The organism is Rhizobium yanglingense (genome assembly GCF_977109285.1).
Genome location: NZ_CDSAWY010000005.1, coordinates 255264 through 279024 on the forward strand (window position 1 = coordinate 255264; position 23761 = coordinate 279024).

The 23761-nt window shown below is 58.0% G+C and carries 22 protein-coding genes, 1 tRNA gene and 1 pseudogene; 10 read left to right on the forward strand and 14 right to left on the reverse strand.

Annotated elements, in window-relative coordinates; genetic code table 11:
• The first annotated feature begins 504 nt into the window (after positions 1-504).
• Positions 505-1557, forward strand: coding sequence for a threonine aldolase family protein (locus tag ACW4PC_RS10930; protein WP_455873824.1), 1053 nt, complete (start codon positions 505-507; stop codon positions 1555-1557).
• A gap of 353 nt (positions 1558-1910) precedes the next feature.
• Entirely contained in the window at positions 1911-2399 is a 489-nt protein-coding gene (locus tag ACW4PC_RS10935) for a BA14K family protein (protein WP_455873825.1), read from the forward strand.
• Between the two features lie 58 nt (positions 2400-2457).
• On the opposite strand, the gene ACW4PC_RS10940 is transcribed toward ACW4PC_RS10935, so the two are convergent.
• The gene (locus tag ACW4PC_RS10940; RefSeq protein ID WP_455873826.1) at positions 2458-3321 is read right to left on the reverse strand and encodes a LysR family transcriptional regulator; all 864 of its coding nucleotides are present in this window, start codon (positions 3319-3321) and stop codon (positions 2458-2460) included.
• 93 nt (positions 3322-3414) lie between these two features.
• Between ACW4PC_RS10940 and ACW4PC_RS10945 the strand changes: the two genes are divergently transcribed.
• Entirely contained in the window at positions 3415-4419 is a 1005-nt protein-coding gene (locus tag ACW4PC_RS10945; RefSeq protein ID WP_455873827.1) for a bile acid:sodium symporter family protein, read from the forward strand.
• 70 nt (positions 4420-4489) lie between these two features.
• Here the strand turns inward: ACW4PC_RS10945 and ACW4PC_RS10950 are convergent, their stop codons facing one another.
• Entirely contained in the window at positions 4490-4957 is a 468-nt protein-coding gene (locus ACW4PC_RS10950; protein WP_455873828.1) for an Hsp20 family protein, read from the reverse strand.
• A 402-nt stretch (positions 4958-5359) separates the two neighbouring features.
• On the opposite strand from ACW4PC_RS10950, the gene ACW4PC_RS10955 reads away from it, so the two are divergent.
• A complete protein-coding gene (locus ACW4PC_RS10955; RefSeq protein WP_455873829.1) occupies positions 5360-6334 on the forward strand; it encodes an alpha/beta fold hydrolase in 975 nt (324 codons plus the stop codon).
• Between the two features lie 12 nt (positions 6335-6346).
• On the opposite strand, the gene hisN is transcribed toward ACW4PC_RS10955, so the two are convergent.
• Positions 6347-7120, reverse strand: coding sequence for a histidinol-phosphatase (gene hisN, locus ACW4PC_RS10960; RefSeq protein ID WP_455873830.1), 774 nt, complete (start codon positions 7118-7120; stop codon positions 6347-6349).
• Between the two features lie 251 nt (positions 7121-7371).
• Positions 7372-8253, reverse strand: a complete 882-nt coding sequence (locus ACW4PC_RS10965) for an N-formylglutamate amidohydrolase (protein WP_022715854.1) — start codon at positions 8251-8253, stop codon at positions 7372-7374.
• A 202-nt stretch (positions 8254-8455) separates the two neighbouring features.
• On the opposite strand from ACW4PC_RS10965, the gene cpdR1 reads away from it, so the two are divergent.
• Together cpdR1 and ACW4PC_RS10975 are read left to right on the forward strand one after the other, a co-directional pair.
• On the forward strand, positions 8456-8806 hold the full coding sequence (gene cpdR1 / locus ACW4PC_RS10970; protein ID WP_455874989.1) for a response regulator CpdR1: 351 nt from the start codon (positions 8456-8458) through the stop codon (positions 8804-8806).
• Positions 8807-8890: 84 nt separating this feature from the next.
• Positions 8891-8965 (forward strand) — tRNA-Val (locus ACW4PC_RS10975).
• 273 nt (positions 8966-9238) lie between these two features.
• Here the strand turns inward: ACW4PC_RS10975 and ACW4PC_RS10980 are convergent.
• From ACW4PC_RS10980 to ACW4PC_RS11000, 5 genes are all read right to left on the reverse strand, one after another.
• Positions 9239-11110 (reverse strand): hypothetical protein, encoded by a 1872-nt coding sequence (locus ACW4PC_RS10980; RefSeq protein WP_455873831.1) that lies wholly within the window; start codon positions 11108-11110, stop codon positions 9239-9241.
• A 276-nt stretch (positions 11111-11386) separates the two neighbouring features.
• Positions 11387-11965, reverse strand: coding sequence for a nuclear transport factor 2 family protein (locus tag ACW4PC_RS10985; protein ID WP_455873832.1), 579 nt, complete (start codon positions 11963-11965; stop codon positions 11387-11389).
• A gap of 83 nt (positions 11966-12048) precedes the next feature.
• Entirely contained in the window at positions 12049-15018 is a 2970-nt protein-coding gene (locus tag ACW4PC_RS10990) for a S8 family serine peptidase (protein WP_455873833.1), read from the reverse strand.
• A gap of 190 nt (positions 15019-15208) precedes the next feature.
• Positions 15209-15445 (reverse strand): SGNH hydrolase domain-containing protein, encoded by a 237-nt coding sequence (locus ACW4PC_RS10995; protein ID WP_455873834.1) that lies wholly within the window; start codon positions 15443-15445, stop codon positions 15209-15211.
• Positions 15336-16286: an acyltransferase family protein gene (locus ACW4PC_RS11000; RefSeq protein WP_455873835.1), complete on the reverse strand. Its 951-nt coding sequence runs from the start codon at positions 16284-16286 to the stop codon at positions 15336-15338. Before ACW4PC_RS11000 ends, ACW4PC_RS10995 begins: the two co-directional genes overlap by 110 nt.
• A 1206-nt stretch (positions 16287-17492) precedes the next feature.
• Between ACW4PC_RS11000 and ACW4PC_RS11005 the strand changes: the two genes are divergently transcribed.
• Together ACW4PC_RS11005 and ACW4PC_RS11010 are read left to right on the forward strand one after the other, a co-directional pair.
• Positions 17493-17690 (forward strand): CrpP-related protein, encoded by a 198-nt coding sequence (locus ACW4PC_RS11005; protein WP_455873836.1) that lies wholly within the window; start codon positions 17493-17495, stop codon positions 17688-17690.
• Positions 17691-17884: 194 nt separating this feature from the next.
• Positions 17885-18362, forward strand: a pseudogene (locus ACW4PC_RS11010) (hypothetical protein).
• A 3-nt stretch (positions 18363-18365) separates the two neighbouring features.
• Here the strand turns inward: ACW4PC_RS11010 and ACW4PC_RS11015 are convergent.
• Positions 18366-18989 carry a hypothetical protein gene (locus tag ACW4PC_RS11015; RefSeq protein ID WP_455873837.1) on the reverse strand — a complete coding sequence of 208 codons (624 nt, stop codon included), beginning with the start codon at positions 18987-18989 and terminating at the stop codon, positions 18366-18368.
• 227 nt (positions 18990-19216) lie between these two features.
• On the opposite strand from ACW4PC_RS11015, the gene ACW4PC_RS11020 reads away from it, so the two are divergent.
• A complete protein-coding gene (locus ACW4PC_RS11020; RefSeq protein WP_455873838.1) occupies positions 19217-19735 on the forward strand; it encodes an MgtC/SapB family protein in 519 nt (172 codons plus the stop codon).
• Between the two features lie 44 nt (positions 19736-19779).
• On the opposite strand, the gene ACW4PC_RS11025 is transcribed toward ACW4PC_RS11020, so the two are convergent.
• Together ACW4PC_RS11025 and ACW4PC_RS11030 are read right to left on the reverse strand one after the other, a co-directional pair.
• On the reverse strand, positions 19780-19962 hold the full coding sequence (locus ACW4PC_RS11025) for a hypothetical protein (protein ID WP_455873839.1): 183 nt from the start codon (positions 19960-19962) through the stop codon (positions 19780-19782).
• A 71-nt stretch (positions 19963-20033) separates the two neighbouring features.
• A complete protein-coding gene (locus tag ACW4PC_RS11030) occupies positions 20034-20270 on the reverse strand; it encodes a hypothetical protein (RefSeq protein ID WP_455873840.1) in 237 nt (78 codons plus the stop codon).
• A 407-nt stretch (positions 20271-20677) separates the two neighbouring features.
• Here ACW4PC_RS11030 and ACW4PC_RS11035 point away from each other — a divergent pair, with 407 nt between their 5' ends.
• Positions 20678-21799 (forward strand): DUF475 domain-containing protein, encoded by a 1122-nt coding sequence (locus ACW4PC_RS11035; protein ID WP_455873841.1) that lies wholly within the window; start codon positions 20678-20680, stop codon positions 21797-21799.
• 104 nt (positions 21800-21903) lie between these two features.
• On the opposite strand, the gene ACW4PC_RS11040 is transcribed toward ACW4PC_RS11035, so the two are convergent.
• Complete coding sequence (locus ACW4PC_RS11040; protein ID WP_022715863.1) at positions 21904-22074, reverse strand: hypothetical protein; 171 nt, start codon at positions 22072-22074, stop codon at positions 21904-21906.
• A gap of 159 nt (positions 22075-22233) precedes the next feature.
• On the reverse strand, positions 22234-23751 hold the full coding sequence (locus ACW4PC_RS11045) for a tripartite tricarboxylate transporter permease (RefSeq protein ID WP_455873842.1): 1518 nt from the start codon (positions 23749-23751) through the stop codon (positions 22234-22236).
• Positions 23752-23761: the final 10 nt, after the last annotated feature.

A 23761-nucleotide genomic window follows, 5' to 3' on the forward strand; every position in this document is an offset into this window, starting at 1 on the left:
CGCGAGTGGGCGTCTCTTTGTCGCGCGCCGTCCCTTGATACGGGGTTCGGCGCGTGACAGCGCTGTTGCATTATCGAAGATCCGGTCGCGTTGGCCCGCCAAAAGCGAGCCGCCGCGCTCCGCGCCTGCCAGTCGCCGCAGCGCTGCCAAGGCTGCGCTCGAGTGGACTATAGCGTGAAACCCTGCAAAGGTCAGGGCTTTCGGCGCCTCTTCGGCCGCAAAGGCCAAAATAGGACAGCAACACTGTCCTAATTCATCAGTTCTATGCCAGAAACCTATGCGCTCCGCAAGAGCGCGCGATTAAAAAATCGTCGATTTGCGACGGAAGATTGCCAAACCGACGAAAATGACGAAATTAAATTACACAGCGCCGCACTATTTTGTTTATTGATTGCGGGATTCAATTTTTGTGATGCATTGCGACTGAGATGTTTGATCGCGTGAAGCTTTGGCGTAATGTCCCTGCCGAACTTGCCAACCCCACATTTCCCTAACGGTTCTTCCATGTATTTTGCTTCCGACAACTGGGCTGGCGCCCATGAATTTATTGCCCAACGGCTGCTCGCAGCTTCCGCCGGCTTCGCGTCCGCATACGGCACCAGCGATCTCGATAAAAAAGTCGAGGCACGCTTTTCCGAGGTCTTCGAGCGCGAAGTCGCCGTCTTCTTTGTCGCGACCGGTACGGCTGCGAATTCCCTTTCGCTCGCCAGCGTCCAGCGCCCCGGCGGCGTCACCTTCTGTCATTCGGAGGCCCATGTCATCGAGGATGAATGCGGCGCACCGGAATTTTTCTCCGGCTCCGCCCGCCTTGTTGCCGTGCCCGGTGCGTCCGGCAAGATCGATCCGGCAACGCTTTCGGCGAAGATCGCAGGCTTCCCTGAGGATGCCGTGCATCACGGCCGCGCCAGTGCCGTTACCATCACCCAGGCAACCGAGATTGGTACGGTCTACACGTTGCCGGAAATCGGCGAGATTTCAGCCATCGCAAAGAAGCGGAACCTGGCTCTTCATATGGACGGCGCCCGCTTCGCGAATGCGCTCGTCGCGCTTGGCGCAACGCCTGCCGAAATGACATGGAAACGCGGGGTGGACATGCTTTCCTTCGGCGGCACCAAGAACGGTTGCTGGTGCGCGGAGGCGATCGTCTACTTTCATCCGGACCAGGCCAAAGAGATGCCTTTTATCCGAAAGCGTGCGGCACAGCTCTTCTCCAAGTCGCGCTTCATCGCCGCCCAGTTCGACGCGTATTTCGACAACGATCTCTGGCTCGATCTTGCCCGCCATGCGAACAGTATGGCCGATGGCCTGCGTGGCGGCATCGGCGCCAGCAATTCCGCCAGGCTCGCCTGGCCCACCGCCTCCAACGAAGTCTTCGCCGTCGTCACCAAGAGCGCGGCGAGAACTGCTGAAAATAGGGGGGCGACGTTCTACGAGTGGCCAATTCCGGCCGCAACGCCTGACCTCGTCGACGACAACGAGACGCTGATCCGCCTCGTCACCAGCTTCGCCACGACAAAAGCAGATGTCGACGGCTTCCTGAAGTGCCTGGCGGCATAAAGCCCGGCAGCACCTAGTTCTGATGGCCATAGACGGCGGATTGCGGGGCACCTTGATCCGCCTTTTCCGCTTCGTGCCCTATCACAAGGATCATCATTACACAGGCCACCAGCCCGGATACGAATAGTGCGCCATACATCATCGGTCCGTCCTTTCTTGCCCCGAACGACGACCAGATTGGGTCCTAACGTAGAAGCCGGAATCTAACCAAATAGCTAAGCGACAAGGTTGAGAGGGGCTTAAAATGGCAGGCGACCGGTTAACCGCCGACAGCGACCCTCGTTTAAAATTCGTCCGCTGCTGCTGGAACTTTTCAGGAACAACTTCATTGATAGCTAGAAAGGTGAAATGCCATGAAAAAGTTAGCTGTCGTGCTCATCTCAGCTGTGACTGCCTTGACCAGTGTTCCGCCTGCCGAGGCATTTCCTGCGATCAATGTCGAAAAGCCGAAAGTCGTATCGAACATAGAGCAGGTTCGGGATCGCGACTGGAGCGGATGGAGCAATTTTGCTAGGCGCCGCTATCTTAAGAGTATGCGTAGCAATCGCGGCGCATACTATGGCGGTTCTCGTGGTTATCGCTACAACAGATATTATGGCCGCCGGTACCGCGATTATGACAATGACAACGACGCCGCCGCAATCATCGGCGGATTGGCGCTTGGCGCGATCGTCGGCGGCGCGTTAGCTCAGCCAGGCTACTATGGCGCCCCGTCCTCCTATGCTTATGGCGGCAACGGTCATACGAGCTGGTGCTACAGCCGATATCGCTCCTATAGGGCCTGGGATAATACGTTCCAACCGTACTATGGCCCGCGCCGGCAGTGTGTTTCGCCCTATTGATCGGCAAGCAACCTAAACTTGATCGGCAAGCAACCGAAACCCGCCGCCCGGCGGGTTTCTATTTTTGTGCGCCCGATCGCAGACCCCGCACCTTCCCAAGAATGTCTTCCGAAAGCGCCGACACCAGCGCCTGATCGGCCCCTTTGCGCGGCACGAGCACGAATTCCACATCCTCCAGCAGCGGCAGCCTTGCCGTGCCGATCTCTTTCAATCCCGAGGGGGCCATGCTGCGCGGCTGCACCAGTACTCCCATTCCTGCCCGCGCCGCGGCCGTAAGCCCGCTCAGGCTGCCGCAGGTGCAGACGATCCGCCAAGGCACCTGCATACGGCTGAGGGCCTCGAGCGCAATGCTGCGCGTCACACTGGGCGGCGGGAAGGCGATCAGCGGCAGCGGCCCTTGTGCGAGCACATGGTCGGGATCGCGCGCCAGCCAGACCAGCGGCTCGCGATAGACAAGCCGGCCGCGGGCATCGCCGAGCCGGCGTTTGGCAAGCACCAGATCGATCTCGCCATTGTCCTGCATCTCGTAAAGCGCACCCGACAACGCGACTGTCAACTCCAGATCGACCGACGGATGCGACCGCACGAAATCCTCCAGCACGGCCGGGAGCTGGCTGGTCACAAAGTCTTCCGAGACGCCGAGGCGGAGGCGGCCGCGCAGACTGTTCTCCTTGAAAAGCGATTGAACCTGACCTTCGATCGAAAGCATCAGGCGCGCATGCGAAAGCAGCGCCTCGCCATCTCCGGTGAGCACGACCTTGTGGGTGTCGCGCGCGAGAAGCCTTCGCCCGAGTGTAGTTTCCAGCCGCTGGACGTGCTGGCTGACGGTCGATTGGCCGAGACCCAAACGCTCTGCAGCGAGCGTGAAACTGCCCATCTGCTCGACGGCAACGAAGCTGCGCAATTGCGTCAGATCAAGCATTGGCATTCCAATTCGCGATAACTGTTATTCCTTGCATCCTGATTTATAATGGGAGACAAAACAACGAAATTTTGAAAACGCCGAGAAAGCATCATGCGTCGCTTCTTGCCCGATACCTTCACGATCCTGCTCGTTTGCACCGTCATTCTTGCCTCGCTGCTTCCGGCAAGCGGCATTTTCGCGGATTATTTCGGCCTCGCCACCGGACTTGCCATCGCCCTGCTGTTCTTCCTGCATGGCGCCCGGCTATCCAGCGACGTCGTCATTGCAGGCATCCTGCACTGGCGGCTGCACCTCGTCATTCTTCTGACGACATTCGTCATCTTTCCGCTGCTCGGTATGGCGCTCGGCCTCATCCCGGATTCGATCCTGCCGCAGCCGCTTTACCTCGGCATCCTTTTCCTGTGCGTCCTGCCATCCACAGTGCAATCCTCGATCGCCTTCACCTCGATGGCAGGCGGCAATGTGCCGGCCGCCATTTGCTCGGCCTCCGCTTCCAACATCTTCGGCATGTTCCTGACGCCGCTTCTCGTCGGCCTGCTCTTTTCCGTCGGCGGCCATGGCGGCTTTTCCTGGGCCGCGCTGGAGCAGATCCTGCTGCAATTGCTTGCTCCCTTCGTGGCAGGCCAGATCCTGCAGCCCTGGATAGGCAATTGGATCCGCGCGAAGAAGAAAATCCTGATGCCGGTCGATCGCGGATCGATCCTGATGGTCGTCTATCTCGCCTTCAGCACGGCGGTCGTCGAGGGCCTGTGGCATACATTCTCGGTAAGAGACATCGCGGTCGTCGTCGTGCTCGACATGTTGCTGCTCGCAATCGTCCTTTTGCTCACCATGCATGGCAGCCGCCTTTTCGGCTTCAACAAGGCCGACGAGATCACCATCACCTTCTGCGGCTCGAAGAAGAGCCTGGCAAGTGGCGTGCCGATGGCAAGCGTCATCTTCGCCGGCCAGTCGATCGGTGCCATCGTTCTGCCGCTGATGCTCTTCCACCAGATCCAGCTGATGGTCTGCGCGGTGATCGCGCAAAAATATGCCGCAGCGGCTGCGCATCGGATAACAAAAGAGGAAGCCGAAGAGGCTGCGAGCCCAGCCTGATCTGCAGCCAACAAAAAGGCGGCGCCCCAACGGAGCGCCGCCTGTCTTTTCCTATCCTGGGAGGGATCGGTTAGTTGGCGACCTGAGCCTCGATAGCCTTCGGCGCGCTTACCGGCTCTGCGGCAATCGCGATCTTGCGCGGCTTCATGGCTTCGGGGATGCTGCGAAGAAGGTCGATATGAAGCAGCCCGTTCTTTAGCGAAGCGGCGGTCACCTCGACATGATCGGCAAGCTGGAAGCGGCGCTCGAAGGCGCGCTTGGCAATGCCGCGATAGAGGAACTCGCTGCCCTCGCCGTTCTCTTCGCTCTTTACGCCCTTGACGGTCAGCGCGTGAGCTTGAGCCTCGATGGAGATTTCGCTTTCGTCGAAACCGGCAACGGCCATGGTGATGCGGTAGGTGTTCTCACCGGTGCGCTCGATATTGTAGGGCGGATAGGTATTGCCCTGATCCGGCTGAGCCAGGCTGTCGAGCATGGTGAAGAGACGGTCGAAACCGACGGTCGAACGATAAAGTGGAGAAAAGTCGACGTGACGCATGATGTCCTCCTTAAGGAAGCGACGTGTTGCGATAAATGCCCCTAAAACCCCATATTCGGCAGCTTCGGGACGGTTCAGCGGACCCGTTTGGCACCCGCAGAATTCAGATGGTGATCGACTTTGAGCAGTTCAAGACCCTTTTGAAACCAGGTGAACAGGGCATGAACGCGAGGTTCGGCATGCGTTCAGCAGCACCTCTGTAGAAGTAGTAACTGTCGGGTGATTAAACCGCCCGATGGCTGAAGTGCATCGTCCCTTCTTCTTCAGTCCGATTTTACGGCCGGCGCCGGGCACCCCTCAAATCGCCCCGCCGGTCTCTTTTTATTCCCCGCGCTTAACAGTTGATTTTCCGTCTCCGTGCATTATCCCCTAGACTCAAGGCGGCATCGAAAGCAGCGGCTCATGGACAGCGTCCTTATTTCGACACCTGACAATCCGGTCCCGGAAAACCGTACCGAAGGCTATTTCGAGACGCATGACGGCTGGAAGCTGCGCTATGCGGTGTTCCGCTCCGATGCCCCCGTTGCCAAAGGCACGGTCGTCATCCTGCAGGGACGCAACGAATACATTGAGAAATATTTCGAGACGATCCGCGATCTAACGGCGAAGGGCTTCTGGGTTGCGATCTTCGATCTTCGTGGCCAGGGCGGTTCGCCACGGCTGATCAAGAAACGACAGCATGGCCATGTGAGGCGCTTTGCTGATTACGAGCGAGACCTCGACACCTTTCTGGAAAAGGTGGTGCTGCCCGACACCCGCCTGCCCTTCTACCTGCTCGGCCATTCGACCGGTGGCCTCATTGCGCTTTCGGCGGCCCCCTATCTTGCAACACGCATTGAACGCATGGTGCTTTCCGCGCCCTTCATCGGCCTGATCGGCCAGGCAGCGTCCGCATCGACCATCCGCCGCCTGGCCGCCACGGCTTGCTCGCTCGGACTTGGCTCGCTGCCATTGAGCCGCAAGCTACTGGAGCTTCCTTTCCAGGACAATCCGCTGACATCGGACGAGATGCGTTTCGAGCGCAACATTGCAATGATGAGGGAGCATCCGGAACTGATGCTCGGCCCGCCGACCGCGCGCTGGGTCCATGAATCCTTCAAGGCGATCGACAAGGTACTCATGCCGAGCCACCTCTTTTCAATCACCATCCCGACGATCGTCATTGCCCCGACCCGCGACGGCGTCGTGCCCTATATCGCGCAGGAACGGCTTTCGCGCTATTTCCGCGCAGCCCAGCTCGTGCCCATCAATGGCGCGCGGCACGAGATTTTTCAGGAACGCGACGCCTACCGCGCCGCAGCACTCGCCGCGTTCCATGCGTTTATTCCCGGCAGCGACGCCGAGGCCGCTGAAGAGGTCGAAGGATTCGGCGTCTAAACGGATGGCGACTTAGCGCTGCAGGATCGCAAGTGCCTGGTCGTAAACAGCACGGCTGCCGGCAGCGATGATCGAGCCACCGTTTTCTGGCCGCCCGCCGTCCCAGGTGGTGATGATGCCGCCCGCATTTTCGATCACCGGAATGATCCCGCCGACATCGTAGGGCTTGAGGCCGTTTTCGATCACGAGATCGACATGGCCGGCCGCGAGAAGTGCGTAGGCATAGCAATCTGTGCCATAGCGGAAGAGCCGGACCTGGCGTTCGATCTCGCGATATTTCTCCATTTCCAAGCCGGTGAAGAGATGCGGCGAAGTGGTGAAGAGGATCGCGTTCGAAAGCATGCCGCAATCGCGTGTTTTCAAGCGCCGTTCACCCTCCGGTCCGCAATAGATCGAGCCGTTCTGATCCGCGAAATAGCGCTCGCCGGTGAAGGGCTGCTCGATCATGCCCATGATCGCCCGGCCGTTCTTCTGTAGCCCGATCAGCGTTCCCCATACCGGCACGCCGGAAATGAAGGCCCGCGTGCCGTCGATAGGATCGATGACCCAGACATAATCACGGTCCAGGCCAACATTGCCGTGTTCCTCGCCAAGAATGCCATGATTGGGAAAATGCTCTTCAATCAGCTTGCGGATTGCCGCTTCCGCTGCCCGATCGCCCTCGGTAACGGGATCAAAGCCACTCGAAAGCTTGTTCGTCACATCGAGGCCGGATCGGAATCGCGGCAGTGTCTCGGCCTTGGCGGCTTCCGCCAGGCGATTGAAGAACGAGCGGTCAGGAAGCATGGATGATCCGTTTTCTGGGCCGTGTGGCACGCATTTCTTAGCGGAATTGCGTTCGAATGCAAATCTACCAGGCATTTTCTCGATATCTGCCCAAATATTTTGCATTGCAAAATTATGATTGACAATTGTGCAGCGCAGCAGTAGCGTCGTCATACAGTCTTCTGACTGTAAATACCCTCCTTGGGTGTTTCCTCCCTAGACTTAGCCGCGCTGAACAGCGCGGTTCTTTTTTTGAGTGACTGTCCGGGAGCTTATTCGGCAGCAAGCGCCGTATCGGTTGCAAACTGCTCCACGTAGCTGGCCATCTGCCGCATGAAGCCTGTGACGGCGTTGACGATCAGCGGAAAATCCGTGTGCTTTTCCAGCGTCACTTCGTCCACGTAGATCGCCCGATTCACCTCGATCTGCAGGGCGTGCAGCCCGCGCGCCGGCCGGCCGTAATGCTCGGTGATAAAGCCGCCGGCATAGGGCTTGTTGCGGATGGCGGTGAAACCCATCTCCTCGAGAATACTGATCGCCGTACGCGAAAGTTCGGCCGATGCGCTGGTACCATACCGGTCGCCGATGATGAAGTCGGGCCGCGCATTGCTGCCTGCGACGCGGACATTGCCCGGCATCGAGTGGCAATCGATCAGCACGCCGAAGCCGAATTGCACGTGGGTGCGCGCAATCAGCCGGCGCAGCGCGGCGTGGTAGGGTTTGTAGATGCTCTCGACCCGATCGAGCCCTTCCTGCACCGGCAGCCGCCGGGCATAGATTTCCATATTCTCGGCAACAATGCGCGGAATGGTGCCGAGCCCGCCTGCCACGCGCAGCGAATTGATGTTTGCATAAGGCGGCAACAGGCCATCGAACATGCGCGGGTCGAGTTCGTAAGGTTCGCGGTTCACATCCAGATAGGCGCGCGGGAAATTGGCGAGAAGCAGGGGGGCGCCAAGCAGGCTGGCGGCTGAAAAGAGCTCGTCGACATAGTGATCCTCCGACCGGCGGATGGAAATGCCTTCGAGCCGCGACTGGGCGATAAATTCCGGTGGATAAATACGGCCGCTGTGGGGAGAATTGTAAACGAAGGGAATGGTCTGCGACACGGGCTCACGGATCTCAAAAAGCTCGTACTCGCGAATTTCCGGCACCTTTTTCCCTCTTAACCATGTCACAGGACCGCTGCTTCGCCCATGTTGCCAGTTGCCACACCGCAAGTCCATACTATGTAGCGGGGATGACAGCCTTGGGCAGGCAATTCACCGGTTGTTTACCGGCTAAAGTCTAGTGTAAATAGCTGGCGCCTCCCACCAAAAACCTATTCACCAATCGGTCTGGATAATGACTTAGAAGATACTGCTCGCCGAAGACGACAACGACATGCGCCGCTTTCTGGTAAAGGCGCTCGAAAAGGCCGGTTACAAGGTTCTTTCCTACGATAACGGCGCAAGCGCCTATGACAGGCTCCGGGAAGAGCCCTTCTCCCTGCTCCTGACCGATATCGTCATGCCGGAAATGGATGGCATCGAACTCGCACGCCGTGCGACCGAGCTCGACCCGGACCTCAAGGTCATGTTCATCACCGGTTTTGCGGCCGTTGCACTGAACCCTGATTCGAAGGCGCCGAAGGATGCAAAGGTGCTTTCCAAGCCTTTCCATCTTCGCGATCTCGTCGATGAAGTGAACAAAATGCTTGCCGCATAAGGCTTGCGGGCGGCGGGTCACAAAACTTCAAAAAAGCCTATTGACGGCTCCCAAGGTTTTGTGATCTATGCGCCGCCATCGGATGGGCGTGTAGCTCAGCGGGAGAGCACTACGTTGACATCGTAGGGGTCACAAGTTCGATCCTTGTCACGCCCACCATCCTTTTCAAGGGCTTAGCGGGAAACCGCCCAGCCCTTTTTGGTTTCTGGTGCCAAATGGTGCCAAGTTCGGTGATGAAAAGTTGCCACGTTTGGCATCCGATAACCTGGAAATGCACTTTCATCAGGACCGTACCGGCCTTCCCGTTTGCGACCCGTTTCACCAGCATCACTGGCCCTCTGTCGGTGCTAAACTCGTGCACCGAGCGTCGGATGATTAGGCCATCTTGCCTGCCTCAGCAGCAGCGATCCGAGCGCGAATGAACCACACGATTTAGTCGCATACGGTGTCGCCGTAGAGCAGATAATTTGTTGCGCTATACGCCATAACATTCTGATCGAAACAGAACCTTTTCGGGGCGAGGCGAACTAGATATCGCCTGTTGCACTTTGCCGGGATATCCAGCTTAAAGTCTCGTGGCACTATCGACGGGGTTGGGTCAGTGAACCTGGAGTGTCCAACGTAGGAGACATTTTTGATCAGGATTGTATCATCAGAGGCCTCGACATTCTCATTGATGACGGTGATTTTTTTGCCGTTTGTTTCATTCAAATAGGGGTAGTCACTTAGAGATGGAGGCTCCTGCGTCAGCGGGATTGCTGCCGCCCTGACTGCGACGTTGAACCGGACATCATCCCTCTCTGGAACGCCGCCGTAGCTGTTAAGATATTTCCAGCGCAACCGTACCCTATGGTCCGTTTCGGTTTCGCCTGACGACGGCGGAATTACCTCGATCGACAGATCCGTCGGTGCGGAGCCGTCCTCTTGCGGGCCTGATCCCGGCGCAAGGCAGGCCGTGTAAAGCGGTCGATAACCGCACTCGGCCCCGCCGGCATCCCAAAGACAATTGCTTAGTTTTTGCCAGTCTGTAGCGCTAATCGGCCGCTGCAACGCGGACAAGTCGTTTCCCCTACCGGGCACCATCCAGGGATGGATCTTGCCGGCGCCGGACCGGAGCGCCCAGTCCGTGCGCCGGTTGTCGATCCGTGCGATCTTCTTCTTTTCTTCTTGCAGCTCCATGACTTTGTCCCATGTCGGCTTGGCGATCCATGGTTCCCGACCCACTGCATCCGCGGCAAACCGCTGGCCCGTGATCTGTGTCGTCAAAGTATGGCAGGCCGTACAGCTTCCCGTCGGATCTCGGACCGTTTTGGCGCGGGCGAGGTCGGCGCCGTGGATCGCGGTGTAGCTGGAGCCGATGACGCGAAATGGCATTTGTTCGGTACGCGGCCTTTCGGGCAGGTAGCCGCCCAGACTGAACGCTATTGCTCGCAAATCCTGCTCGCCATCGAAATATCCCACACGCGCCTGCGCGGCATGTGGATTGATGACATAGGGGCTCTTGTTGTCGTGACAGATATGGCATTGAATTTGAAAGGTCGGATCGTATAGCGCCTCGGCGGACGCTCTTCCCGAACTATCGGAGTAAGAATGCCCTCCTGGCGGGACGAATGATCGGGACCAATCAAACTCGCTTCGGTCTTTGCGCCCGTCAAAAAACACAATCTCGCCGGTGATGCGGTTAAATCCGACCGTGCCTAGAAGGGCGAAGTGGGGATTGGATGCCTGCCAATAGGGATTTGAGCTCACCATGAGATTCGACGTCGACTTGCGACACAATGTTAACCATTCCACGTTGCCTTTGACCACACGCTTCAGGCGCGAGCCCGGAGCGCAATAGGCGACGTTTCCGGCTAGCGAGGGTTTGTCGCATTTCTCAATCCCGCTGGTCCACGCGATCACGTTGCCGGAAGCGTCGCGATGCTCGAATTCCAATGGGTGATCGGGCCTGGTGAAGTTGGGCTTCAACTCGACAATGTTGCCGTCGACCTCGATCGGCATTGTCTTAGCGTCATTAGCACAGTCCGCATCCGGAATTGGTCCAAACACAGCGCGTGCCTCGTCGCCGAATTGGGTGACGGTGCTGTTGCTTGCTGAAGCCGGTGCCCAGAGAATATCGCGTTCAAGGCGAAGAACCGCTTCAGCGAACGCCTCAGCCTCAAGCGAAGAGGAGGCAAGATTGACACGCAGAACATCGTTCTCGCTCTGGCTCTTCTTCGAACGAACTATTTCCCTGCAGGCTTCAAATATCCGAAGCTGCTGCACATAGCGCTCATAAACTTTGTCTTGAGGAAGCACCTTCACGGCAGAGCCCGGAGGGGGCACAGGCGCGATGCAACCTGTTAGGGCGTCACACCTGCCGCCCTGTTCACAAGTTGATCCGCCACCGCTCTGTAGCGCGGTAGTCGCCATTCGTGAGCCGAAACGGTAAATCTCCGTTGGTCCGGATCCAAAGGGTGAAAACCAATATGAACCGCTGACGGAAACAACTGCCGCAACAACCCCGATGATAGATACAAAGCCTCTTGCAGCCATGCAGCAAGACCCTCTCCAAGCCCCTCGTTTTCGGACCAAAGCCGGTCAACGAGCTCTTGCTTGAACTCCTGGCGTGTCCGTGATCAGTGTCAGCTTCGAGAAGCGCCAAAGACCTTCATTGTCTTTTACGAAGGTTTCTTGCATGACGGCCGTATAATCCAGCTCGGGAACTTCCCTATCTGGCCACTGAAGCGTCACCAGGAGCGTCGTCTTTCCGTTGACACTCCCATCTTTGTTTTGGTGCAGCAGCGTATTGCTCTCAAAGTGTCGCGCCTGCCTTGACCCCAGATCGCTAAGAATATCTGCGATATATTCTTGCAACTCGGACGTCACCGTCGTTCTGATAAGCTGAAGGGCTCCGCCGCCGGAGCATGCCTCATATTGTGCGTCACTGGTGAACAATTGCGCGAATGCGGCGGCGTTTTTGTCATCCAGAGCCCAATTATAGCTGTGAATCAGATCCATTATCGCCTGCCTGTCGGCCGTCGAAGGATTGACGACATTGGCGCGTGGCGGCAGCCAGTTTGGATTCACCTTATCGACGCAGCTTGCCGCCATCGCCGTTCCGCCGAACATGACGCCAAACCCCAATAGAAGCGTGAATATTTTTGGCGTGCTCTTCATCCACCTCGCATAAAGTCTCACCATCATAACCTCCTTTGGTGTTACCTTGGGCAGTTGGCTTGTTGGAGAAGCCGATCATTTGATCAATGATCCGAGCGGGAAGCCTTCCGCGCGGCCTCCACCCCTGCAAGCAATTTGCTTTGTTCTTCAATGAGTATGCTAAGCCTATGCAAAAGCGTTCTATCCTCGCCGCGGACGTCAGGCTTGGAGATGGTGTCGGCGACAAGCTTCAAATATTCCGCGATCAACTTCTCCTGCGCGCCGACGTTTTCGATGTACCCTGGACTGGGAACGTCGGCTGGCTGAGCGCCCGGCGCCACAACATACATCATCCCGCCGAGGATCCTTTCCTCTTTCATGTCCGATGCCTGGTAGAGCTGAACGATGTTTATCGAGGCCGATGGCTGTCCATGGGATATGATCGAGATTTCGACGGGCAGGCTCTCCTTGGCGCCCAATTCAATGCGCTTGCCCATTTCGACTCCGCTGGATTCGACATTCCAATCCTTGGGGCGCCAGGCGACCAGCCGGGTGTTGATTGGGTAATCGAAGGGATTTGAAACAATGAGCTGAGACCTCAATCCACTCGAATTGCCGGAATCGATAAGGTGCAGGTTTTTTTGCGTCACGTTGTTGTCGCTTGGAGTGATCAAGTCCGGCACCTGGGTACCGACCGAGACCGTGGAGACCGGATCCTCGGGTGCCGTGACAACTAAAAACAGGCAGAAGTGATCCGGATTGTTCACGGACGCATTGTAGACGGGAGCGGGAAAATCGAACGACAGCACAATGGAATTGTCATTGCTGTTGCCGGCCACGGAAGCACCGGAATAGGGCAGCGACGGTATCGTTTGAGCCGGCAAGGGATGCCAAATCGAAACGTCGGTCGAGTTTGCGGGAAAAGCTGGCCAGAAGTCGGCGGGTAGAGCGGGGAGACCAGCTCCCGCAAAGGCCCAGTGCAACTTTACCTGAACATCGGTTGCAGTTTGCGTTCCGCGATTATGGATGCGGACATATACGCGATTGAGCGTATTCGAAAGCGGGTTTTCGTCGATGAACGCGTCGAATTCTGTCGAGGATATCGGCTGCGTTGCGCGATAGGGGGGTGCATCGACTTTGATATCGACGCTTTGCCAATGGGGTATAAATCCACGGGTCTGCTCAAATGTGACATTTGATGGCTGCTCCGTGTTACCCCAATCCAAGCTGTTGTCGCGCACGTAGACATCCACTCCTCCGCGCCCGGAAATGTCCCGTCCAGCCACCGTGCGTGCCGCCTCAAAGGCGTTGACCCTGCCGAAACCGTGGGTCGGTAAGCCACCGACCGGTGCCGAAGAACCCGTCTGCTCCGAATAAGCTCCGCTGGAAGGAGATATTTTGTCGGCGGTATCCTGAAGAAGTCTTTGAACCTGCAACCGGGTCAACGAATTGTCATGCGACAGGAGCAGGCCCGCAATACCGGCAACGACAGGGGCGGCGAAAGACGTGCCGCCGAAACAAAAAGTGTAGTCCCGGTTTGAAGGTGGCGGAGGTGCCGGTTCCACGGATGCGCAGGGCGAAACAGGCGAGCGATTGTTGTAGCCGATGTCTCCGAACCTGTCCGTCGTCACCGCATCCAACGTGCCGCCATGCGTCGGAGCGAGTAGATCCATGCATGTGCCCAAGCCGGCCGGTAGCCTTTGGTCTTGATTGGTTGCACTGCTGACGGCGATCACGTTGGCAAGCGATGAAAGGTCGGGAGTGCCGTCGCAATTGTCCTCGACGGTATCCGTCATGGCAACGACAACAATCATGCCTTTGCTGACGCCGTTCTGGACACGACCGGTTGTCGCGGCGCTGTTGATCGAGTTAACGACATTTGTAGGAAGCACGACGCCGGAAGCGTATCCCCAAGACAGTGAAATAATGTCGGCACCCATCATCTTTGCATAGTCGATTGCGAGGCTTTCAGCGTAGTCCGTACCGTCAAGAGCTCTGATCGGCAGGAAGCTGCAACGCGGGCATGTCCCGACCACGCCAACGCTGTTGTTTGCGCGCGCCAAGGCCGCGCCCGCAACGGCTGTTCCATGCAATTGGTCCAGCCGTGGGCGAACATCGTTGTCCCCGCAGGAAACCGGCGTAATACAGGGTGTAAAATCCCAGCCGTGAAGATCGTCGATGAAACCGTTGCCGTCGTCATCCACAGCTGGGCTGCCTATCTGCTCGGCATGGTTCGTCCACAGGCCGTCGGCGAGATCCGGATGATTCGCTTCAAGCCCATCATCGATAATTGCAATCACGATATTGGGATTGCCCGATCCCATCGGTCCGAGCGACCACGCGCCATCAGCATCAATGTCGGCGTCGGGTGTGCCCATCGCCTGACCGGTGTTGTTCAGGTGCCATTGATCTGGAAAAAAGGGATCATTCGGGGCTGGCGGTGCCTGGCGCTTTTCAATCGGTCGGTAGAAGTTCGGATGCGCGAATTTTACGCCCGAAAGGCGGTTCAGTGCGTTGGAAACCTCAAGGGTATTCTTCGCGCTATCAGGCAATAGCCTGATCACAAACTGCCGCTTGTCGAACGGATTGTTTCCCAGGATTTCGCAATGATATTGTTCGGCAATGGTTTGGATGAGGCCGACGTCAGCGTCGTCGGCGATCTGCACGACGATCTTGTCGGTCAATACGTAGGGTAAATCGGAGTTGCCGATTGTTACCAGAATGCCTAAATCCACGACCAGGTCGGGCCACGACTTCATCAGGTCTCGAGCAGCAGCATTGAGGCTCTTCGCATCCTTGGCATGGGGCGCTTCGACCTCGACGATAGCGTCGGGAAGTGTCGGAATACGCCGACCGCCGAGGCTATCGAGCGTTTTCTGATAGCGGTCAGCGTCAGCCATCGCCGTATCGGAGAGGATCAATGCGATGCGGCCCGGCACTATGTGCGCTGGATATGTCTCGTCGTCCTGGACGAAGACTGTCTCATTTTCCGCAGCGCTGGTAAAGGAAGATGGATTCAGGAGCAGAATTGCAACTGCGGTAACAGTCAAGATTGTCGTGAAAATACGCCTCATGACTATCCCTCCGTCGTCGGACCGGCTTTCTGGCGTCGGGGAATGTCGTCCGATGCGCAAGCTTGCGCCCAAATCAACCAAGACTCAATCTCACCGGTTTGGCTTAACCAGAAGTAGTTACCGTCAATGTCATAGATCGTTTGAAACATGCTCGGGTGGTGCAATTCCGGCAATACGGCTGCTGAATTCTCTAGAGCATGCCGCGGGTGACGAACGCCGGCGCGAACATTGCGCTGACGGACAGCGCCTTGGACGTGCTTGGATGATTGTCGTCGACAAACGCCGGAATTCCCTGGTCTTGGACGGGGCAGGTTTCATCATTGCAAAAGAATGGCGTGGCATCGATCAGCGTCACCTTCGCGAGGTTGGGCCTCGAAAACAGCCGCCTGACGATTTTCTGCCGCTCCTCGAACACATCCCTCGACACACCACGCGAGCGGGGTAGAAGCCAGGGCTGTTGAGACAAAACTTCGTCCGGACCGCGCCGAATGCAGCATCAGGAAAGCTCCGAGACAGGGAAGAAGTGCCGTCTCGCCCGGGAACGTCGTGTTTTCTCCATAGAAGAGAACAGGAATTGCGATGAGAGCGAGCCCGGCGGCCGATGCTGCTTGACGCCTACGGTCGTCCCGAATGGCGCCAAAGGTTCCTGTCGCCAGCAGGCTTCCGACCAGCAGCTCCCAGAAGCGGCCGAACGGAAGATAATAGGCGGCCGTCGGCCAATGCCGGACCATGACGACGGCAATTGCGAACGAGATGACCATCGGAAGGGAGACGATCCGCTGCCATGACCAGCTGGTTCGGGAGCGGGCAATGAACAAATAGAGCGGCAGGAAAAGATAGAACTGTTCCTCGACACCGAGAGACCAAGTGTGCAGCATCGGCCGCCAGGCGGTGCCCTCGTCAAAATATCCGGCCGCCCTGGCGAAACTGAAATTGGAGATCGACAGGCTGGCCTCGCCGATGCTCCGCATCAGCCGCCCGAATGCTGGAGGCGTGAGAAGTGCGGCACCCACCAGGGCCGTTACGAACATCATCGCGAAAAGAGCAGGCAAAATCCGCTTTGCTCGGCGAAGGTAGAAATCGGCCGCGGAGAACGTCTGTTCCTTCATCTGGCCGATGATGATCGCCGTGATCAGATATCCTGAGATGACGAAGAAGACATCGACGCCGACGAAGCCGCCCGGCAGGAAGGAAACTCCTGAATGAAAAAGGATCACCGATAGGACGGCGATGGCTCTGAGGCCATCAATTTCTGCGCGGTATTTCATCGGTTAGTCCTGCAAAACTCAGCCGACGTAACTGCAAAGTCGCCGCATTTCCTCGTGCCAAGCAGCTGAAAATTGTGGAAAAGACGCCGGTGGGTTTTCTTATGTCCGGCCATTGCGTCAGCAAAAGAATGCGACAGGAGTCGTCGCGTCAGCGTCCGCAAAGACATTTCAGCGTTTGATCGTGCTCCTCGACTATAGTGGGCCTTCACGCGCTATCTGATCCAGTCGCCATGGGGTGCTATGCGCTCACCAACCCATGGGATCTGGGTGATGTTCCACTTCCAGATATTTTTCCGAAAAGTCGTGACGGTACCCAGCTGCATGCGGATTTCGCTGTCGAAGGCCAGATAGTCGTGGCGCCCCCCAGGCAACGCCTGTTCGCACGCTAAACGAAGAAGGGCGGATATCTCTTGCTATCTTCCTCGAATTTGCCGGGTGGTATTGTCGGAGCAGGCTGAAGCCGACGTTACCTTGCTGTTGGTCCGCCGTGAAGAGCCGCCGATACATGCGCGTTTGCAGATGCCGGTCAACGATCGAGGCTATGGATTTTGCTCCAAAGCCCTTCCTTGACATAGTAAGGCGCACAAGTTCGACCCTTGTCGCGCACCATTCTATCCTCTTGAAATTACAAGAGGACTTCGTCAAACCGCTGATTGACGAGTTATCTTTCAGGACGTGAGAGTCGTGCGTTACAACGCAAAACTGCGCCCTTGCCCAACACGGTCACACAAGCCAGCCAAAACCCCATCAAATACTTTACTTCGTAAGCGTGGTGTCTTCAGATAGAGTTGCTGCGGTTTGCAAGTTCGGCGTCTCAGGGATTGCTGCGATGAAAAACATCGTGAACGCATAAACTGAGAACAACGTCAGCACCGCGGTCAATCGAATCATTCAGTATCTCCTTATTCACAAGGACAGCTTGACCCATATCGGGGTTTTCCCAAACCCTTTTCTGAACGGGAGATGAACAAAAACTTGTGACGGGGCATTTTAACGATATTTTTACAACACATTTTGGAGAGTCTCTCCTCTTCCCGCGGGTGCTTATAAGCCGGAAGAAGGAGGTTTTTTGATCGCGAAGGAGGTATTGCTCCATTCGAGCTAATCCTGTGAATAGCGGGAATCGACGCCGGCCACCTGGACATTAGCAACGAGAAATGTTTGCCTGGGAAGGCTGGCTGAGGGGCCGGCGGTTGGGGGCAAGCGATGAATATCGAAGAACTGCTCGACATGCAGGAGTGCGGAATGCGCGACCGGATCCTCGGCTACGCTTTAAGCGACAATCCCATGTCCCGACCGGAATTGATGCCGATCCGTGATGCTTGGGAGCTTGAAGTCTGGTACGCCCGCTACGAGGCATGGCGCTTCGGCTGGGCCGTCGAGGACGCCAGCCGGCGCCACTGAGCGTTTGAATGGGCGAAGGCCCCGCGCAAGCAAGAGGTCGGATACAGAGGCCGGCCGTCGCGGTTGACGGCCACGCTTCCCAGAACGGGCCGCTATCCCTGCAGCGGCCCGTTTTCTTTGAGCGCGGCAAATTTCGGACACAGAAACATGCGACCCCCGTCCGGTAAACCAGCATGACAGGATTCCCTGAACAGATGAGACTGACAGTGATTGCAGCTGCGGTGCTTTCCGCCGCAGCTTACGCCTCCGGCGCCAACGCCGCCTCCCAGAACTTTCCAGGCGCCGGCGTTTCGACACTTACAGGCAAATGCGCAAAGCTCGTCGTTGGCAACGTGGATGCAACAAAGGGGTGCAAGGGCGAACTCGCCAGCGTGGGACTGCCGAACGGCCAGGTGACCTTCATCTTCACCTCAGGCGGGAAGATGCTTGGCTTCCAGGGCGATGGCACCGCGATCAAGCCGGCATCTAATGGCAATGCCAGGATTCCTGCTCAAGATGGTGACAACCGGCGTCGGCGAGAAGATGACGGGCCAGGTCAAGGTGGCAGGCACCTGCACATTCGGCAACCCTTACGGCGGCAAGCCGGTCGTGATCGAATGCTCCGCGGAAAGCAAGGATACGGCCTTTACCGGCAGCTTCCGCACCAGCGGCAAGGCTCCGAAGCAGAAATAGACTTCAGGCGCACCACCCACCGGCGGCGCCAGGCTTGCGGGCAAGACCCTCGGTAATCAGTTGAGTGCCCAGGGAGCGGCCGCCGCGCGAAATCACGTGCGGCGCACCGGAACTGGCGGGCCTGCCGGCAGCGTTCATGATGAAGGGCCCGGCATTCAGAAATTTGAGCAGCCTCGATTTTGCGGCAAAGCCGATCCTCCGCTCGCCTTCGCAACGCGCGGCGCCGACATCCGGCACGACCATGTCCGCGACCAGGATCTTCTCGCCCTTGTACCAGAATATCCCACCGTCTCCGACGCAGTTCATATGCTCACCCTGCCCGCAATAGCCGAACGCGGCGCGCGCGTTTTGCGGGCCGGCGGGTGATGTCGCCGTTGAGGAGAGCTTCACAGGCTGCGCGGCAGGAACAGGAACGGCTTCGGGCGGCACGGGACGCTGCGGCTGCGAAGCACTGGCCTGCCTCGGCGCGCTCTTGGCAATAGCCGCTTTCGGCGCGTCTGCCTTGATTGCGGCGGTAATCGCAGCTGTGTCCGGCGCCCGTGAGGCAAGAATCGGGCGCACGCTCTTCCAGTTGTCGTAAAGCGCGATACTGCCTACGGCAACGACACCGGCGAAGAGCCAGGGCAAGGCTCCACCATGGCCCCTGCTCTTCGATTTTGCGGATGATTTGCGGCGGCGGCCGCGAGGTGCAGTTCTAGCCATCTGGTCCAGAATCCCGTGATGGGCCGATTATCGCCTCCCAATCCTTTCCGAAAGGTTGGCATGGAGCAGCAACGTCGAAACGGACGAACAAAGAGCCGCAGAAGACGTTAGCCCCCGCGAAGAAATGTTCACCCGAAGGGAGCGCCTTTTCCATGGATATCGTTTTTGCCGACATGTTCCCTGAATCCCGTATTCATTACCCGGTGATCTTTGCCCGGCTCATCGGCGCGATTGTGCTGGGCGGCATCATCGGCTTCGAACGCGAGGCGCAAAACCATGCGGCGGGTCTGCGGACCCATATTCTGGTGAGTCTTGCGGCAGCGCTTTTCGGCATCATTTCCATCGAATCCGTGCATATGCCGGGCTTTGCCAACGATCAGCAGGTCCGCATCGACCCGCTGCGCGTCATCGAGGCCGTGACGGCGGGCGTCGCGTTTCTAGCCGCGGGCATGATCGTCTTTTCCAGAGGCAGGGTGAAGGGCTTGACGACGGGAGCAGGCATGTGGCTCTCAGGCGCGATCGGCCTTGCCATAGGCTTCGGCTATTGGCCGGTCGCCTTCTTCGCGACGGCGGCGGCAGTCTGCGTGCTCTTTGCTCTGGGCAAAATGGAGCAGCGCCTGGAGGGGAATTCCGCAAAGCAGCCGCCGCCGGAAGACGATGCCGACTCATAAAGAACGCCCGGCATGCCGGGCGCGCTTTTTATCGGCGATGAGAATTAGCCAGTCTTGCCTCTTGAACTGTCCTTGTTTCCAGGCGCGCTGGTTTCGCCATGAGCAAGAATTCCGGATGCCGTTTCGCGCTTCTGGAGATCAATGCCGTTCTCGGAGGCCTCTTTGAGAGCCTGCCATTCGTTTTCGTGTTTCAGATAGATGTCCTGCGGCACGAGATCAGTCGTCATGGGTTCCTCACATCTTTGTCCGGGCCTTAAATGCAAAAGCCCCGACGTCGGTTCCCGCGCCGCCTGAAAAATCATGAGGCGCGCCGTTTGCGGCCTTTGGACGTTGCAAGGTCTGGACCGCCTTTTGAAAGATCGCCGCCGGTCACATGAGCCGGAACATGAATGTCGTCCATCGGCGTCTGCGGCAGCGTCAGATCGACATGGTGCGGCGGCAGCACCTGCACCTTCTGCATACGGTTCGGCTTTGCCCGCTTCATGCGGTCTGCCGCTTCCGTACGCTTGTCGGGAGAATGGTTCGAAGTCTGCATACGTGGTCCCTCCTTTTTTTATCGCGCCGGCGATGACGTTCCATTGCCTCAACCAGAGCCTAACGGGCGGGCGACTGCATGGTTCCAAAGAAAAGCTTCGGCGCAGACTGCGGCCGGCTTGACTGGCGCCACAGGTTGACTACCTAGAAGGCTGATCCGCGGCCAAAACGATGCGCATGGTTGCCCCCCGTGCAAAAGCATCGGCTCCGGACAAACACTGGTGCCGGGCCCCTCTGGCGAGAGTTTTTACGGCGCTCTCGTGATGTCGGTACCGCCTGCAAACAGCCGGCGGATTTTCACACGATGAAAAAGCTCACAATGCCTCACGCGCATATCCCTTACGATATGCCGCGTTTTTCACTCACATCATCCTCCAAGAACGATGTCCGCATCAAAGAGGTGCGGCCATGAAGCAACCCATCAGCCATCAATCCACGCTCGGCTATTTCCGCTGGGCTTTCATCATCACGGCCGTTGGCCTGGCGCTCGGCGCTTTGCTGGGCTGGCAGTCCACCGGCACGATCAGCGGCATGGCGACTATCTTCTTTATCTGCACGGTTTTGGCCGTGCTGGAGATTTCCCTTTCCTTCGACAACGCGATCGTAAACGCCAACAAGCTCAAGGAAATGACGCCTGTCTGGCAGCATCGGTTCCTGACCTGGGGCATTATCATTGCCGTCTTCGGCATGCGCATCGTCTTTCCGCTGGCAATCGTGGCGATAGCCGCACGTATCGGCCCCATCGACGCCGTGATCCTCGCCGCACGGCAACCGGCTGAATATGCGCGCATCATGAACGAAGCCCATCTGCCAATCGCCGCCTTCGGCGGGACCTTTCTTCTGATGGTCGGGCTTTCTTACTTCTTCGACCCTGAGAAGGACGTCCATTGGATCGTCTCTGTTGAAAAACTGATGTCGCGCGGTGCGACGGTCAAAGGCATCGAAATCGCCTTCGTTCTCTTATTGATCCTCACTTTCGCTTCATTGCTTGAAGGCCAGGAATCGACGACCTTCGTCTACAGCGCGATCTACGGTCTTGTCACATTTTTGGTGGTCGAAGTAATTGGCGCACTGCTGGACGCCTCGCAAAAGGCCATGGCAGAAGCGGCACGCGGTGGGCTTGGCGCATTCATCTATCTTGAGGTTCTGGATGCAAGCTTCTCGTTCGACGGCGTCATTGGCGCCTTCGCCCTGACGCAGAACCTTTTCATCATCGCCATCGGTCTGGGCATCGGCGCGATGTATGTACGCTCGATGACGATCATGCTCGTCGAAAACGGAACGCTGACGCATTACCGCTACCTGGAGCACGGCGCGTTTTACGCGATCCTGATCCTTGCGATCATCATGTACGTCCAGACCCTCTTCCACATTCCGGAAGTCGTCACCGGTCTCGGCGGTGCAGCGCTTATCGGTGTCTCGCTCTGGTCCTCGATCCGCCACAACAAGCGGAAGGAAGCCCGTGCGAAAGCACAAGCGAAGGCGCAGGCCGAAGTCCATTCAACTGCCCGCGAGCGGCTGGAGGCCTGACATTTCCCAGGCCGCAGCGTTTGCATGCGTTGCGGCCTGACGGACAAAAATAAAGCCCGCGACCAACCGGTTGCGGGCTGTTTCATGCGTGGTGTATCGGGAAATTAACGGCCGATATGGTCGAAGGCGTCCGGTGCGATACCGAGAACCTTGAGGTCCCGGGGCTTCGGACGGCGACCCGCTTCGAATGCAGCGCTTACAGCATTTGCGGCGCCGATGACAGCGAAGGCACGGCCGAAGAAACCTTCCCGAATGGACTTGCTGTAGGAGGACATTGTCTTTCTCGCTTTGGCTTCATTATTGACACCTCATATATGATGCGCTGCAGCATTCTCCACAAGTGACGGGATTTCAGGCCTGCCATGCAAAAACAAGCGGCCGGCCCATGTTTCAGGGCCGGCCGCAAGAAAGGGTTCGAGCAGTATTTTTCTTGTTTAGTCTTCGCTTGCAGCAAGTTGCGAAAGAACTTCGCCGCGGCCGCGTAGTCTCAAGATCAACGGGATGATGAAGGCCGCAGCCGCAACGATCAGCAGCCCGGCTGCGATCGGCGACGTGACAAGCGTCGTCACATCGCCCTGGCTGATGGCGAGCGCCCGGCGAAGCTGCTGTTCGGCAAGCGGCCCGAGAATCAAGCCGACAACTACCGGGGCGATCGGATAGCCGAAGAGCCGCATGATATAGCCAAGGACGCCGAAGGCGAGCAGCATGCCGAGCTCGAACACCGAGGGATTGGCGCCGATGGTACCAAGCGTCGCAAACAGCAGGATGCCGGCATAAAGCCAGGGCTTCGGGATCGTCAGTAGGCGGACCCAAAGCCCGATCAGCGGCAGGTTCAGAACCAGCAGCATGGCATTGGCGATGAGCAGGCTGGCGATCAGGCCCCATACGAGCTGCGGATTGTTCGCAAACAGCAGCGGACCGGGTTGCAGGCCGTATTGCTGGAAGCCGGCGAGCATGATCGCCGCCGTTGCCGTCGTCGGCAGGCCGAGCGTCAGGAGCGGCACCAGCGTACCGGCTGCCGATGCGTTGTTTGCCGCCTCCGGGCCTGCTACGCCTTCGATCGCACCGTGACCGAATTCTTCGGGGTTCTTCGCCAGGCGTTTCTCGGTCGCGTAAGACAGGAACGTGCCGATTTCGGCACCGCCAGCCGGCATTGCACCGATCGGGAAGCCGATCAAGGTACCACGCAGCCATGCCTTCCAGGAGCGGCCCCAATCCTGGGCTGTCATCCAAAGAGAACCCTTGACCGCTTCGACCTTGTCCTCGCCGCGATTGCCTTGGGCTGCGATATAGAGCGTCTCCCCGATCGCGAACATGGCAACCGCAAGCGTGGTCACTTCGATCCCGTCCAGAAGATCTGGAATGCCGAAGGAAAGACGTGCCTGGCCGGTCTGCTGGTCGATGCCGACCATCGCCAGCGCAAAGCCGATGAAAAGCGATGTCAGCCCGCGAAGCGCCGAATCGCCGAAAGCGGACGAAACGGTCACGAAGGCGAGTACCATCAGAGCGAAATATTCACGCGGCCCGAAGATCAGCGCCAGTTTGACGATGTAGGGCGCGATGAAGGCAAGGCCGAGCGTGGCGATGAGGCCGGCGACGAACGAACCGATCGCCGCTGTCGCCAGCGCCGGACCGCCGCGACCCGCGCGCGCCATCTTGTTACCCTCGAGCGCAGTCACGATCGAGGCGCTTTCACCCGGCGTATTGAGCAGGATGGAGGTCGTCGAGCCGCCATACATGCCGCCGTAGTAGATACCGGCAAACATGATCAGCGAACCGGCCGGGTCGAGCTTGTAGGTGACGGGGAGAAGAAGGGCAACGGTCAGCGCCGGGCCGATGCCCGGCAGAACGCCGACCGCAGTGCCAAGAGTGACACCGACGAACGCGTAAAGAAGGTTCATCGGCTGCATGGCGACCAGGATGCCCTGGAAGAGGAATTCGAAGGTGCTCATCGCATCCAAT